Source organism: Rhizobium sp. LEGMi-198b (genome assembly GCF_054114205.1).
Genome location: NZ_JBSYVH010000002.1, coordinates 263,152 through 276,450 on the forward strand (window position 1 = coordinate 263,152; position 13,299 = coordinate 276,450).

Sequence of the window (13,299 nt, forward strand, 5' to 3'; positions counted from 1 at the left end):
GTTGTGGCTCCAGGCGCCCATCGTAATTGCAATGCGCACGCAGCAAATATGGATGGCAGCGATGACCGGCGGTACTTTGAACACCGCGGAATTCAACCGGATGATCTCGGAAAAGATGATGGCGGCGGCGGAAAGCGCCGTCGCCGCCAACATAGCCATCACCCAACAGAGCGTCATGGCGATAACAGCAATGGCAAAGGGCGGCAGCGCCTCATCGCGTCGCGCTGCCGATGCGGTGGCCCAAGCCGCCGTCAAGCCTTACAGCGCGCGCGTTCGCTCGAACGTGCGCCGCCTCACCAGACAGAAAGACTGATCCGTGGCCCAAGCCAGCGACAGCACGAATCCCCTCGTTCTCTTCATGCCCTCCGGCAAGCGTGGCCGTTTTGCGGTCGGCACACCGGTGCTGGAGGCAGCACGGCAGCTTGGTGTCTATGTCGAGAGCGTCTGCGGCGGCCGCGCGACATGCGGACGCTGCCAGGTGTCCGTGCAGGAAGGCAATTTCGCCAAGCACAAGATCGTCTCCGCCAACGACCATCTTTCGCCGATCGGCCCCAAGGAAAGGCGCTACGCCGAAGTCCGCGACTTGCCGGATGGGCGCCGCCTCTCCTGTTCGGCCCTGATCCAGGGCGATCTGGTCATAGACGTACCGCAGGATACGGTGATCAACGCGCAGGTGGTCCGCAAGGCCGCCGACGAACGCGTCATTGCCCGCGATACGGCCGTGCATATGTGCTATGTCGAGGTCGAAGAACCGGACATGCACAAACCATCCGGCGATCTCGACCGGCTGAAAGCCGCATTGGCCGCCGACTGGAAATACGACAATCTCGAAGTCGATTTCCATATCATCCCGCAGGTGCAATCGACCCTGCGCAAGGGCGAGTGGAAGGTTACGGCCGCGATCCACCGGGATCAGGAGGGCGACCATCCGCGCCTGATCGCGCTTTATCCAGGACTGAAGAATGAAGCCTACGGGATTGCCTGCGACATCGGCTCGACGACGATCGCCATGCATCTCTCTTCGCTGTTGTCGGGCCGAACGGTGGCATCCGCGGGCGCGTCCAACCCGCAGATCCGCTTTGGCGAAGATCTTATGAGCCGCGTTTCGTATGTGATGATGAATCCGGACGGGCGCGGCGCCATGACCAACGCCGTGCGCGAAGCGCTGAACGGACTGATCGACAAAGTCTGCGCCGATGGCGGCGTATCGCGCCAGGACATTCTGGACGCGGTCTTCGTCGGCAATCCGATCATGCACCACCTTTTCCTCGGCATCGATCCGACAGAGCTCGGCGGCGCGCCCTTCGCCCTCGCCGTCTCCGGCGCCGTGCATCTGACCGCGACGGACGTCGGCCTGCCGATGAATGCCGGCACACGCGTCTATATGTTGCCCTGCATCGCCGGCCATGTTGGCGCCGATGCTGCAGCGGCAACGCTGGCCGAGGGGCCGCACCGGCAGGACGAAATGATGCTGCTGGTCGATATCGGCACGAACGCTGAAATCGTGCTCGGCAACAGCAATCGTGTCGTCGCAGCCTCCTCACCGACCGGCCCAGCCTTCGAAGGCGCCGAGATTTCCAGCGGCCAACGCGCCGCTCCCGGCGCCATCGAGCGCGTTCGGATCGATCCCATCACGCTGGAGCCGCGCTACCGTGTCATCGGCATCGAATCATGGTCGGACGAACCCGGTTTTGCGGAGGCCGCCGCCACAGTCGGGGTCACCGGCATTTGCGGCTCGGCCATCATCGAGGTGGTCGCCGAGATGTTCCTGACCGGCATCATCTCCGAAGATGGCGTCGTCGACGGCAGCATGACGGCACGCTCGCCGCGCATCCTGCAGAACGGCCGCACCTTCTCCTATCTCGTGCGCGACGGCGAACCCCGCATCACGGTGACGCAGAACGATATCCGCGCCATTCAGCTCGCCAAGGCCGCCCTTTATGCCGGCGTCAAGCTGCTGATGGACAAGCAGGGCGTCGACCATGTCGACCGCATCGGCCTTGCCGGCGCCTTCGGCACCTTCATCGACCCGAAATACGCAATGGTGCTCGGCTTGATCCCGGACTGCGTCCTCGACAAGGTGAAGGCCGTCGGCAACGCCGCCGGCACTGGCGCGCGCATGGCGCTCCTCAACCGCGGCCACCGCCGCGAAATCGAGGAAACCGTCAGCAAGATCGAAAAGATAGAGACGGCGCTTGAATCAAAGTTTCAGGAGCATTTCGTCCACGCCATGGCCTTGCCGAACAAGGTCGACGCCTTTCCGGAACTGTCGAAGGTCGTGACATTGCCGGAACGCAAGCAACTTGCTGATGATGCCAGCGGCGAAGGCGGCGGCCGCAGACGCCGCCGCAGCCGCGAGTAATACGCGACCGGCAGCAGTTATGCGGCCATTTTCCGCCCGATCTCTATGAACGCCTGCCGGATGCTGTCGGCCACCGCCTTCATCGGCCCTGTCATCTGCGATGCCGTCAGCAGGCGAATGTCGAAGGATGTGAGCTCCGGCAGTCCTTCGTTCGGTCCAAGGATTTCCATATCCTCCGTGACGTACGAGCGCGGGAACGGCGCCACCGCCAAGTCCGAAACCACGGCGGCGCGCTGCGCCATCGTATGGGCGCTGAGGTAGGAAACACGATATGGCCGCTTCTGCCGCTCAAGCTGCGCCAAGGCCTCCGATCGCCAGATGCAGCCGTCTTCCCAAATCGAGATCGGCAATGGATCGCGGCGGTAAGCCGTACCGCATTTTGCGCCGGCCCAGACCAAGCGCTCGGTATAGATAACCTCGCCCTCGGTCGGGAAAGGCCGCGTCGCGCAGTTGATCAGGGCCAAATCCAGCCGCTGCTCCTCGATGCGCTTCTTCAACTGAAGACTCATGTCGACGGTAACATCGACCATGATGCCCGGATAGCTCTCCGAAAAACTCCTCAAAATGCTCGGCAGCAGGCGCTCACCGATATCGTCGGGCGCGCCGAGCCGCACGACGCCGCTAAGCTCCGGCATGATGAAGCGCGACACGGCCTCGTTGGATAGAGCCAAGATGTTGCGAGCATAGGAAAGCAGCATTTCGCCATGCTGCGTCAGGCTGACGGAGCGTGCGTCGCGCAGGAACAACGTCACGCCGAGCTGCTCTTCCAGCTTCTTGATCTGCATCGAGACGGCGGACGGCGTGCGATAGACCGCATCGGCGGCGGTCGAAAAATTGCCGGTTTCGGCAATGGCGACGAAGGTGCGCAGAACTTCATTGTCGAGCAACGGTATGGGCCGGCGAAACGGTACGGTCATAACGGCATCCTTCAATTTTTCTGATTTTAAGCACCATATCATTTCATTTGTCTGAATGTCAACGAAGCACCATATTAGGTCTAACGGAATTGATAGAGGCAGCCGAAAGGAGCAAGACCATGGCTGGCACAGCACTTCGCGAGGCTTCTCGCTTGTTCAACCTCATGCGCGCCCGCGAAATTCAACGCACCGCGCAGCACACGCTCGATGACATCGCAACGCGTTTCCCGGCGCATCTGATTGACGATGTCAACGCCCGCGGCCTACCGCCGGATCGCATAGTTTCGGCCATCGAACGGAAGCCCGCGAACGTGCGATCGTTCAAGAATGCTAATGGCAGCTATAAAATCTATTCGCTTGATTGATAGGTGAAGCAACCCCATATTGGCTCGCAAAGGTCGCGACCTTTCGGGCATCTGAGAACCGAAGGAACCTTGAAATGACCACGATAACCTATAGACACACCGACAGGACGCATAGCTCGCTTCCGCCGAGCGCCACTTTTGTACCGCTCATCACGCGGATCGTCGATCGCTGGCAGCAATGGCGTTCCGAGCGCGAGCTCGAGTCCCTTTCGGACGACATACGCAAGGACATTGGCTGGCCGGCCATCAATGAGGCCAAAAATTCCAAGGTCCAGCGATGATCGCAATATGCTTTGAATTCTGAAGGCGACGCTCAACCACGCCGGGTGTCGCCTTTCGAACATTTATGCATCTAAACGCGTATTTGGTTTTATTTTGATTATTGTCGAAATATATATTTGGTTGTTTAAGGAAATTGCTTACCCGCCTCGCCCGCTTTATTTAAAGCGTCAATTTTAGTGAGCTTGCACAAATATCTCTTTGCGGCCGCTATTTTCCATGCCAATGTCGCTATTGGACCATCGAGCCGACGCATTTGACGCAAGGAATACGGCATGGTCGTGGAGCATGGATTTTCCTGATATGAGCAAGACTCCGATTAAGACGCGTTCCCTGGTTTTCTTCCTCGTTCCCCATTTTACCATGCTGCCGTTTTCCGCTGCGGTCGAGACGCTGCGGATTGCAAACCGCATGCTCGGTTACCCCGCCTATACGTGGCGACTGGCCTCGACAGATGGCCAGAAGGTTTATTCCTCCAGCGGCATCGGCCTCGAGGTCAATTCGTCGCTTGCCGACGAGCGCCGCAATCTTGGCGGTGAAAACCGGCCCAACATGGTGCTCGTCTGTTCGGGCATTTATGTCGAGGAGTTCCACAATAAGTCGGTCAATGCCTGGCTGCGCGAGACGTATAATCGCGGCGTTGCCGTCGGCAGCCTCTGTACGGGCGCTCATGTACTGGCCCAGGCCGGCCTCCTGAACGGCAAGCGCTGCGCCATTCACTGGGAAAATCTCCCCGGCTTTGCCGAAAGCTTCCCCCAGGCGGAAGTCTATGCCGACCTCTATGAGGTCGACAGCAATCTCTATACCTGCGCCGGCGGTACCGCTTCGCTCGACATGATGCTCAACCTGATCGGCCAGGATTTCGGCGAAAACCTTGTCAACCGCGTCTGTGAGCAGCAGCTTACCGACCGTGTCCGCAGCCCGCACGACCGCCAGCGTCTGCCGCTGCGCGCGCGCCTGGGTGTCCAGAATGCCAAGGTGCTGTCGATCATCGAGCTGATGGAAAGCAATCTCGCCGAGCCCCTGTCTCTGCTGGAGATCGCCGACGATGCCGGCCTTTCGCGCCGTCAGATCGAACGCCTCTTCCGCCAGGAAATGGGCCGCTCTCCCGCGCGCTACTATCTGGAAATCCGGCTCGACCGTGCACGTCACCTGCTGGTGCAGTCCTCCATGCCGGTCGTGGAAGTGGCGGTTGCCTGCGGTTTCGTTTCCGCCTCGCACTTCTCCAAGTGTTATCGCGAACTCTACAACCGCTCGCCACAGCAGGAGCGCGCCGAGCGCAAGCTCACCATGTCGAGCAACCGCACCGGCGTCGTCGTCTGAGCTTGGCCGGCGGAGGCGGCTATTCCGCCGCTTCCTCCGTCATCTTGGCGTCAGAATAGACCTGATTGCGGCCCTTGTGCTTGGCCATATAGAGAAACTGGTCCGCGGCGTTGAGATAGTTCTCGAACGCCTCATGGCCCGCAATCTCGGCCACTCCGATCGACACGGTCACCGACAATTCCTCGTCGTCCGCATTCACCTTCAAATTGGAGAGATTGACGCGCACCTCGTCGCAAAGAGCCGTTGCAGCGCGTGAATCCATCTCGGTGAACAGGATAGCGAATTCCTCGCCGCCGAGACGCGACAGCAGGTTCTCGCTGCCTTCGAACAGGGAATGAAGCCGGCCGGCGACGGCCTTCAACACCTGGTCGCCGATCTCATGGCCATAGGTGTCGTTCAGATGCTTGAAATGATCGATGTCGAGGATCGCGACCGAGGTCGGCCGATGATGGCGCAGGCACTCGTTGACGATCCGCGGGCCGTGATCGTAGAAATAGCGTCTGTTATAGAGCCCTGTCAGATAATCGCTTGCGGCGGCGGCGCGCAATTGCTTGAGCTGCATCAGCGTTTCGACATTGTGCGCGATGCGGCATTGCAGCTCCTCGGCCACAAACGGACGATAGATGAAATCGCTGGCGCCGGCCTTCAGGAACATCGCCGACAACAGACGGTCGTTTGAAGAGGAGATGCCGACGACCCGCATCCGATCCGAACCGTAGCGGTGGCGAATACGCCGGGTCAGCTCGTAACCATCCATATCTGGCATGTGATGGTCGGTCACCACCACTTCGATGTCGCCATAGTCGTCAAGCATTGCCAAGGCTTCGACGCCAGTACCGGCTTCGGCCACCTTGAACTGCTGCGCCTCCAGAAGCTCCACCAGCACGCGCCGCGCCGATGGGACATCATCTACCACCAGCACCCGCGTGCCGCGATTGGAGATGGCGCGCCGTACGGTGGAAACGAGATTGTCGAGCGCGAATTCATTGTTCTTCAGAACATAATCGACAATGCTGCGCTCCATGATGCGGTTGCGCATGTCCATGTCGAAGGACGCGGTGAAAACCACGGTCGGAATATGATGAGCGATAGCGACATCCAGTGCCTCGCCATGGGGTGCATCCGGCAGATTGAGGTCGACCACAGCCATAGTGAAGCCGTGCCCCTCCGCCAGCGCTTCATTCAGTGCCTTCAGCGAGCCGCAATGGGTAACGCTGAGGCCGAGTTCGGTTTGGAACCGGTGGGACAGGACAGAAGAAAACATGCGCGAATCTTCAACCAGAAGTATCTTCTGGCTGCCGCGGCGATGACCACGGCCATCGCTGAGGAAATCCACGCGGAACACCATTTGCCTTCACGTCCTCCCAGACTACCCGGCAGTCGCTGGTCGCATCTGCCTATCGCGAGCGAGATGAACGCCCGCCCCTCAACTCCATCGTGAACAGGATTCGTGAAGAAATTGGAACCAGAGATTGCAGAAATCTTGCAAAGAAGATGAATTATCCTCATATTTTGTATTTCTGAACATCACCCGGTTCCTACTTCCTCCATGTCAGGCCCTCAACTTTACCTGCTGCATTGATTGGATCTGCAGCAGCGTGTCGAGGTTTTGGTTCACGCGGCAATAGAATTCTTCGTCGATGAACGGCCGCAGGATGAAATCATTGCCGCCGGCCTTGAGAAAACGCGCCGATAGGAGCCGATTGGTAGAGGATGAAACGCCGATGATGCGCAGCTCGTGCGAACCGATACTGGCTCGAATGCGACGCGTCAGTTCGAAACCGTCAATATCCGGCATGTTGTAGTCGGTAACCATCAGGCCGATGTCGCGATTGGCTTTCAGGATCTCCAGCGCCTTTGTGCCGTTCTCGGCGACGCTGACACGGAAATTATAGCGCTTCAGACGGCTGGACAGCAGCGCACGCGCCGTGGCGCTGTCGTCGACGATCAGCACGTGATGACGATGATTGGTCAGGAATCGGCAGATCGACTCGGCCAGCAGATCGACGGCGAAGATGTTGTCCTTGAGAATATAGTCGACAATATCCTTCGCAATCAGTTCGTCGCGCATGCCTTCCTGGAACGTGCCGGTGAAAACGATCGTCGGGATGCTGAGATCGATCAGATATTCCAGCGCCTCGCCCTTTTCTGCCCCCGGCAGATTGATGTTGGAGATCGCCAACCGGATCGGCTCCGACGACTTGTCGTAAGCAAACTGCAACTCTTCGAAATTCCTGCAGATTTCGATGTCGATATCGAAGAGTTCCTTCAGCTTCGTGCTGATCATCGACGTAAAGACATTCGAGTCCTCAGCGAGAAGAATGCGCGCTCCAGCAAGAGAGCCGCCGGAATACTGCATTCCCGAAATACCCAAAAATGGCATGATTAAACCTGCTAATAGAAATCGGCCCCATTCGAAACTTCTACAGCAAAGCACTTGAATATTTATTAAGTCGACTGGTTTCCCATAAATGAAAAAGACGACCGCCGGCCGCCTTCTCATATACTACACTCTGGACGTTGCCGCTCGGACAAGGTCAACCGCCCTCGCCCGCTGCCACGCCGTCCGATCACATCACTGGGCAGATGCCTTGCCGCGACGACGAGTGCCGCTCCTGACCTCCAGCGGCTCCGGCAGTTCCTCTTCGACCTGCGGAGCGATGTCTTTCACGACATCTTCATTGACGACTTCCGGCCCATCTGCGGAGTCGGCCAGATTGGTGGTCGCCAGCAGATCGGTCTGCCTGCCGCGCTTGCTGTCGCGGACGATGTGCAGCTCCTGATGCGGATAGGGAATAGCAATCCCCTCCGCCCGAAACCGTTTCAGAATATCGATGCGCAGATTGTTGCGGATTTCCATGCCGTCGGAGAGATCGGAGAGATAGAAGCGCATTTCGAAATCGAGCGAGGACGGACCGATGCGCAGGAATTCGACATGCGGCTCGGGATTTCTGAGTACCTTCGGGATGTCGCGCACCAGCTCCAGCAGAATGTCCATCACCCTCTGCGGATCGGCATCGAAGCTGACGGAAACCGGGATTTCAGAGCGCGCCAAGCGGTTGCGGTGCGTCCAGTTGCCGACGGAGCCGTTGATCAGCTCCGAATTCGGCACAATGATCGACTGCTTGCGGAAGGTTTCGATCTCAGTGGCGCGTACCGAGATGCGCTTGACGATGCCTTCCGAGGTACCCGAGACGATCCAGTCGCCGACCTTGAAGGGCCGCTCGACCAACAGGATCAGGCCCGAGACAAAGTTCGACACGATATTCTGCAGGCCGAAACCGATACCGACCGAGAGCGCGCTGGCGACGAGCGCCAGACTCGACAGGTCGATGCCGGCAGCCGAAATGGCGATGATAGACGCCACCGCTACGCCGAGATAGCCGATGCCGGTCTTCACAGAGTTGCGGACACCCAAGTCCACCTGGCCGCGCGCCATGACGTTGCTGTCCAGCCAGCGCTGGAACCAACGCGTCACGAGATAACCGCCGGCAAAGAGCAGAACGCCAGCGAAAATGCCGACCAGCGAAATCGACATGTTGCCGATGCGGATTTCGGTGAACAGACGATAGGCAATCAGCTCCAGATCCTGGATATGGAATCCCCAGGACAACAGGATCAGTGGTATGCCGGTCATGAGCGCGACAGCGTAGGTCGCAAGGCCGGCCCCGAGACCAGCCTGATCGAGCGCAACGTCGCCGAGCGCGAAACGGCTTTCGAGGAAACGTCCAATGATCGTCTCGGCAAAAACGCCCTGCCTCGACACCGACTTGCCGAGCTGGAAGCCGAGATACATGGTCGCCAGAACGGCGCTGGTGACGATCAACTGCGTTGCAATGAAGCGCGCCAGGCCGACATAGCCGATAAAAGCCGTGAAGATCAGCAATGTACCGAGCACCCGAAGGATGATCGCCATGCCATGCGGCCAACGACGGCCTGGAGCATCGGGATTGCCGTTCTTTGCAAGGATCGGCGAACCGAAGGAGGCGGCAATCAGGATAAGACCGATCAACAGAGCCGCAAAGAAGCTCTTCGCCACCGTGACGACAACCGGCGATCCCATGGATTCGCTGATGCGGTCGAAAACATAATCAAGACCGTTGACGACGGCCATGGCCTGCATGCACCAGCTCAGCGAGCGGGCACCTTTGTTGGACAGCTTGACGAGCCGCCAATGCGGCCTGAAGGGCGCAAAAACGGCATTGGCCAGGCGGCCGACGAAATAGACCAGCCCGATGAAGCCGAAGAGAGCGGCCAGGACAGGCGCGATATCCGGCCGCAGCACGTTGAAATTCGACAGGAAGAAAAAGGACGTAACGAGGAATGCGACCAGCGACAGCGTGCGGATCAGCGTTGACCAGAAGGCGACCGAGAGGCGGCTAATATAGGGCGGATTTTCAATGTTTTCGTCCCGCACATAATATCTGCGGAACAACCGGTAGCCTCCGGACAGAAAAATCAACGCCGCACCAAGCGACAGGAAGAGGGCAGCCATAAGCGACCCAAGCTTCGCCTTCACGACAAAGCCGATCCAGCTTGTTACGGCAGTGCTGAACTCTACGCCCTCGTTGACAAAGGCCGTTCCAGCATCCTCGAATGTGGTGGCGGAAACGCCAGTACGCTTGAACAGCGTCTCGGCAAACAGCTTGCGGCGCACTTCGACAAGTTGCATCACAAGCCGGTTACTCGCAGCAACGAGATTGTCGGCGTCGACAGTCACGGCGCTGATCTGCGAACGTTCGGCGTTGAGACGGTCGCGCTCCTGGGTAACGATCGCGGCTTCCGGCGGCTGCCCCTCCTTGGGCGGCGCACCGAGCTGTGTCAGGCGCGCATCGATCTCGGTAGTGCGCGGCTTCAGCCGCGCCGAAATCGCCGCTACGGAGCGATTGAGCTCGTCCGCCCGGCCGGAAAGGGCGACCAGCGCATTGTCATCAGCGCCCTCTTCCTTGGAGTCACCTTCGATCGAGGCGAAGTCCTTCTTAGCCTTGGCGAGATCGGCAACGGCAGTCTCCAGCAAACCATTGGCGAGCTGCGCCGACTGCGGCGCTTGGCCTGCGGGCTGCTGTTCCGGCTGCGTCGGTTGTGCCTGCTGCTGGCTTTGCGCAAAAGCCTGCCCGCCCATCAAAGGGCCGGCAACAATGGCTGCGCTCAGCCCCATAAGCAGCACGGGCAAAAAACGGAGACGGTGTTTCAGCGGGCGCAAGCAAAGCTCCTCGTCGCAGTAAAGTCGCCGGCGGCGAGTAAACGGATTCGCCGCACGAAAAAACGGAAGATCGGATCTTCCTAAACTGTGATTGCGAATTTCATATTCCCTTGGCCTACGCCTTGTAAGGCAAAGAAAGGCGACACAAAGGCATTTACACCTTTATTCCCTCAGAATCCTGCTCCAGGCTCGGCGAGATAGTCTTTCTCAGCCTCTGTCGACACCCGGCCAAGGAAGACATTGCGATGCGGGAAGCGGCCGTAGGCGGCGATGATGGCGCGATGGCGAACCGCATAATCGATCTGCTCTTCAAGGCCGAGCGAACGGAAAAGTGCCACGGACCGGCCCTGTTCGGCCAGGTCTTCGGCATGCTCGAAAGGCAAGTAGAAGAATATCCGTCGTTCCGCCGGCATCCCTCGATCCGCACCGACCTCCAAAGCCTCTTTCGCCTCCTGCAAAGCCAAACCATCCGTCGCAAACGCAAGCGGTGTGCCGCGATAGATGTTGCGGGCGAACTGATCGAGGACGATGACCGCTGCCAGCCGGCTTTCGGGCGTTACGCGCCACAGATCCGGCACGCCGGCCGCCAATGCCAGATGCGTGTCGCGAAACCGACGGCGCATCTCTTCGTCAAGAGCAACGGTGGAGCGGAACCAATCCTCGCTCGTGCACTCCTCGAACCAGAAGCTCAGCACTTCCTCTGGCGTACAAACAATCGGATCTGCGGCCATTCCCTTCCTCCCGGCATGCCCGTCGGGAGATAGGTCCACGAGCGGCGGGCGGCAATGGTGAATGCCGCTCGTTGGTCACCTTTTTCGCAGGATCAGAATGAAGGCGATGCCGCCGACCAGACCGGTGACGATGCCGATCGGCATGTCCTCTGGCGCCATGACAAGCCGCGCGGCAATATCAGCCCAGACCAATGTCAGTGCCCCGAAGGCGGCGCTAAGCGGCACGACAAGGACGTTGTCGCCGCCGGCGAGCAGCCGGACGAAATGCGGCACCATCAGTCCGACAAAGCCGATCGCCCCTGAAAAGGCAACCATGACGCCCGTCAGCAGCGCCGTGACAACAAACAGCATGAAGCGGAATTGCGAGACGGCAATGCCGAGCGTCGCTGCCGTCTCGTCGCCCATGGCAAGCGCGTTGAGCTCCCGTGATTTCAGCATCAGCACGGCAAGGCAGACAAGCAGCACGCCGGCCGGATAGATCAGATGCTGCCACTGCGCCAGCCCCAAACCACCGAGCATCCAGAAGACAACGGTATTGGCCGCCCTGGGGTCGCCGAGAAAAATCAGGAGATTGCCGAGCGCGGTAAAGACAAAGGCGACGGCGACACCCGACAACACCAGCCGGTCGGCCGAATGCGAACGCGTCAGCCGGGTCACCAGCGCCACCGCTGCGATCGCCAGCAGCGCGCCGGCGAAGGAGAACAAGGGTACGGTCAATAGCCCGAGGATGAGCCCCGTGTGCAGCAGTGCCAGGATAGCACCGAAAGCGGCACCTGAGGAAACACCGAGAAGATGCGGATCGGCCAGCGGATTTCGCGTTAAAGCCTGCAGCACCGCTCCGGTGACCGCAAGCCCGGCCCCCACGAGCAACGCCAGGATGACGCGCGGAAAACGGACATCCCAAACAATACTTTCCTGTCCGCCTGACCAGGTGACGGGGAGCAAATCGGCATGCAGCTTGTTGCCGACGATCGACCAGACAGTCGCAAACGGGATCGGTGCCGCACCGAAGGAAACGCCCGCCGTGATCGACATGGCGAGGAGAGCGACCAGGAGAGGGATCAGAATGGGAAGGCCAATACGCATGCGAAAATCCAGGAAGCGATCCGTCCAGTGATCGACTGGACGGATCGGCATTGTCGTTCGTTACATCGCTTCCGGGTGAAAAGCCTTCGCTAGCGTTGCGATGGCCTCGATATTGCGCGGTCCCGGCGTGGCCTCGACATAGGGAAGCACGACGAAACGGTCGTTCTTCACCGCGTCGATGGTCTTGAAAGCCGGATTGTTCTTCAGAAATGCGATCTTCTGGGCCGCCGTGACTTCGCCGTAGTCGACGATGACGATGACCTCGGGGTTTTTCTCGATCACCGGCTCCCAGGAGACCTCCGTCCAGCTCTTTTCGACATTGTCCATGACATTGGTGCCGCCGGCCGCTTCGATCATTGCCGTCGGGATGCCGTACCGGCCCGAGGTGAAGGGCTTCTCCTCACCGGAATCATAGACGAAGACGCGGGTCGGCTCGTCGGCATGGCTGATCTTCGCCTGGATAGCGCCGAGCTGCTTGCGATAGTCGGCCACTAAGGCTTCAGCCCTATCCTCGACACGGAAAATCCTGCCGAGATTGAGCAGGTCGACGAACATGTCGTCCATGGTCGGCTTGTTCTTCTGCATGACGAAGATGCAGGATTCGGTGAGCTCATAGACCTTGATGCCGAAGGGCGCCAAAGTCTGCGGTGTCACTTCGCCGCCCACTTTCATGCCGTAGTTCCAGCCGGCGAAATAAAAGTCGGCATTGGCTCCGAGCAACACTTCCTTGGTTGGATATTTCGGCGACAGCTCCGGCATTTCCTTGATGCCGTCTCGCAGCTTCTCATCCAGCGTCTTCCAGCCGGAAACCCCGGTGTAGCCGACCATGCGATCCCTTAGCTTCAGCGCCAGCATCATTTCCGTGAGGTTGACATCGTTGGAAACGGCGCGCTCCGGCGCCTTGTCGAAAGTGACATCGCGATTGCAGCTACGCACGGTGACGGGCTCGGCCAAAGCAGCACCGGCAAAGAGCGTGCCGAGCAGCAAGGCGGTAGCGGACAAGGACATGCGGAAAGACATGGATGGCTCCAAA

The 13,299-nt window shown here is 59.4% G+C and carries 12 protein-coding genes; 5 read left to right on the forward strand and 7 right to left on the reverse strand.

Going from position 1 to position 13,299, the window contains the following annotated elements:
* Window positions 1–52 precede the first annotated feature (52 nt).
* Together ACXHXG_RS07970 and ACXHXG_RS07975 are read left to right on the forward strand one after the other, a co-directional pair.
* Entirely contained in the window at window positions 53–313 is a 261-nt protein-coding gene (locus ACXHXG_RS07970) for a hypothetical protein (RefSeq protein ID WP_245463841.1), read from the forward strand.
* 45 nt (window positions 314–358) lie between these two features.
* Window positions 359–2,362, forward strand: coding sequence for an ASKHA domain-containing protein (locus ACXHXG_RS07975; protein ID WP_457899494.1), 2,004 nt, complete (start codon window positions 359–361; stop codon window positions 2,360–2,362).
* 17 nt (window positions 2,363–2,379) lie between these two features.
* Here the strand turns inward: ACXHXG_RS07975 and ACXHXG_RS07980 are convergent, their stop codons facing one another.
* Complete coding sequence (locus ACXHXG_RS07980) at window positions 2,380–3,321, reverse strand: LysR family transcriptional regulator (RefSeq protein ID WP_457898964.1); 942 nt, start codon at window positions 3,319–3,321, stop codon at window positions 2,380–2,382.
* 77 nt (window positions 3,322–3,398) lie between these two features.
* Here ACXHXG_RS07980 and ACXHXG_RS07985 point away from each other — a divergent pair, with 77 nt between their 5' ends.
* The 3 genes from ACXHXG_RS07985 to ACXHXG_RS07995 all read left to right on the forward strand — a co-directional run bounded on the left by ACXHXG_RS07985 (window position 3,399) and on the right by ACXHXG_RS07995 (window position 5,246).
* A complete protein-coding gene (locus ACXHXG_RS07985; protein ID WP_104823405.1) occupies window positions 3,399–3,644 on the forward strand; it encodes a hypothetical protein in 246 nt (81 codons plus the stop codon).
* 74 nt (window positions 3,645–3,718) lie between these two features.
* Window positions 3,719–3,925, forward strand: coding sequence for a DUF1127 domain-containing protein (locus ACXHXG_RS07990; protein WP_457898965.1), 207 nt, complete (start codon window positions 3,719–3,721; stop codon window positions 3,923–3,925).
* A 301-nt stretch (window positions 3,926–4,226) separates the two neighbouring features.
* Window positions 4,227–5,246: a GlxA family transcriptional regulator gene (locus ACXHXG_RS07995; RefSeq protein ID WP_348632693.1), complete on the forward strand. Its 1,020-nt coding sequence runs from the start codon at window positions 4,227–4,229 to the stop codon at window positions 5,244–5,246.
* Window positions 5,247–5,265: 19 nt separating this feature from the next.
* Here the strand turns inward: ACXHXG_RS07995 and ACXHXG_RS08000 are convergent, their stop codons facing one another.
* The 6 genes from ACXHXG_RS08000 to ACXHXG_RS08025 form a co-directional block, all read right to left on the reverse strand.
* Window positions 5,266–6,594 (reverse strand): diguanylate cyclase, encoded by a 1,329-nt coding sequence (locus tag ACXHXG_RS08000; RefSeq protein ID WP_104823408.1) that lies wholly within the window; start codon window positions 6,592–6,594, stop codon window positions 5,266–5,268.
* A 204-nt stretch (window positions 6,595–6,798) separates the two neighbouring features.
* A complete protein-coding gene (locus ACXHXG_RS08005; RefSeq protein ID WP_104823409.1) occupies window positions 6,799–7,629 on the reverse strand; it encodes a response regulator in 831 nt (276 codons plus the stop codon).
* A 192-nt stretch (window positions 7,630–7,821) separates the two neighbouring features.
* Complete coding sequence (locus tag ACXHXG_RS08010; RefSeq protein ID WP_457898966.1) at window positions 7,822–10,449, reverse strand: mechanosensitive ion channel family protein; 2,628 nt, start codon at window positions 10,447–10,449, stop codon at window positions 7,822–7,824.
* Window positions 10,450–10,619: 170 nt separating this feature from the next.
* Window positions 10,620–11,180 carry a DUF924 family protein gene (locus ACXHXG_RS08015; RefSeq protein WP_457898967.1) on the reverse strand — a complete coding sequence of 187 codons (561 nt, stop codon included), beginning with the start codon at window positions 11,178–11,180 and terminating at the stop codon, window positions 10,620–10,622.
* Between the two features lie 75 nt (window positions 11,181–11,255).
* The gene (locus ACXHXG_RS08020; RefSeq protein ID WP_457899495.1) at window positions 11,256–12,266 is read right to left on the reverse strand and encodes a FecCD family ABC transporter permease; all 1,011 of its coding nucleotides are present in this window, start codon (window positions 12,264–12,266) and stop codon (window positions 11,256–11,258) included.
* 60 nt (window positions 12,267–12,326) lie between these two features.
* Window positions 12,327–13,286: an ABC transporter substrate-binding protein gene (locus ACXHXG_RS08025; protein WP_457898968.1), complete on the reverse strand. Its 960-nt coding sequence runs from the start codon at window positions 13,284–13,286 to the stop codon at window positions 12,327–12,329.
* Window positions 13,287–13,299 lie beyond the last annotated feature (13 nt).

Excerpts from the sequence above, each read along its gene's own strand:
- ACXHXG_RS07970 (WP_245463841.1), top strand. The coding sequence starts at position 53 with ATGGCAGCGATGACCGGCGGTACTTTGAACACCGCGGAATTCAACCGG.
- ACXHXG_RS07975 (WP_457899494.1), top strand. The coding sequence starts at position 359 with ATGCCCTCCGGCAAGCGTGGCCGTTTTGCGGTCGGCACACCGGTGCTG.
- ACXHXG_RS07980 (WP_457898964.1), bottom strand. The coding sequence starts at position 3,321 with ATGATATGGTGCTTAAAATCAGAAAAATTGAAGGATGCCGTTATGACC.
- ACXHXG_RS07985 (WP_104823405.1), top strand. The coding sequence starts at position 3,399 with ATGGCTGGCACAGCACTTCGCGAGGCTTCTCGCTTGTTCAACCTCATG.
- ACXHXG_RS07990 (WP_457898965.1), top strand. The coding sequence starts at position 3,719 with ATGACCACGATAACCTATAGACACACCGACAGGACGCATAGCTCGCTT.
- ACXHXG_RS07995 (WP_348632693.1), top strand. The coding sequence starts at position 4,227 with ATGAGCAAGACTCCGATTAAGACGCGTTCCCTGGTTTTCTTCCTCGTT.
- ACXHXG_RS08000 (WP_104823408.1), bottom strand. The coding sequence starts at position 6,594 with ATGGTGTTCCGCGTGGATTTCCTCAGCGATGGCCGTGGTCATCGCCGC.
- ACXHXG_RS08005 (WP_104823409.1), bottom strand. The coding sequence starts at position 7,629 with ATGCCATTTTTGGGTATTTCGGGAATGCAGTATTCCGGCGGCTCTCTT.
- ACXHXG_RS08015 (WP_457898967.1), bottom strand. The coding sequence starts at position 11,180 with ATGGCCGCAGATCCGATTGTTTGTACGCCAGAGGAAGTGCTGAGCTTC.
- ACXHXG_RS08020 (WP_457899495.1), bottom strand. The coding sequence starts at position 12,266 with ATGCGTATTGGCCTTCCCATTCTGATCCCTCTCCTGGTCGCTCTCCTC.
- ACXHXG_RS08025 (WP_457898968.1), bottom strand. The coding sequence starts at position 13,286 with ATGTCTTTCCGCATGTCCTTGTCCGCTACCGCCTTGCTGCTCGGCACG.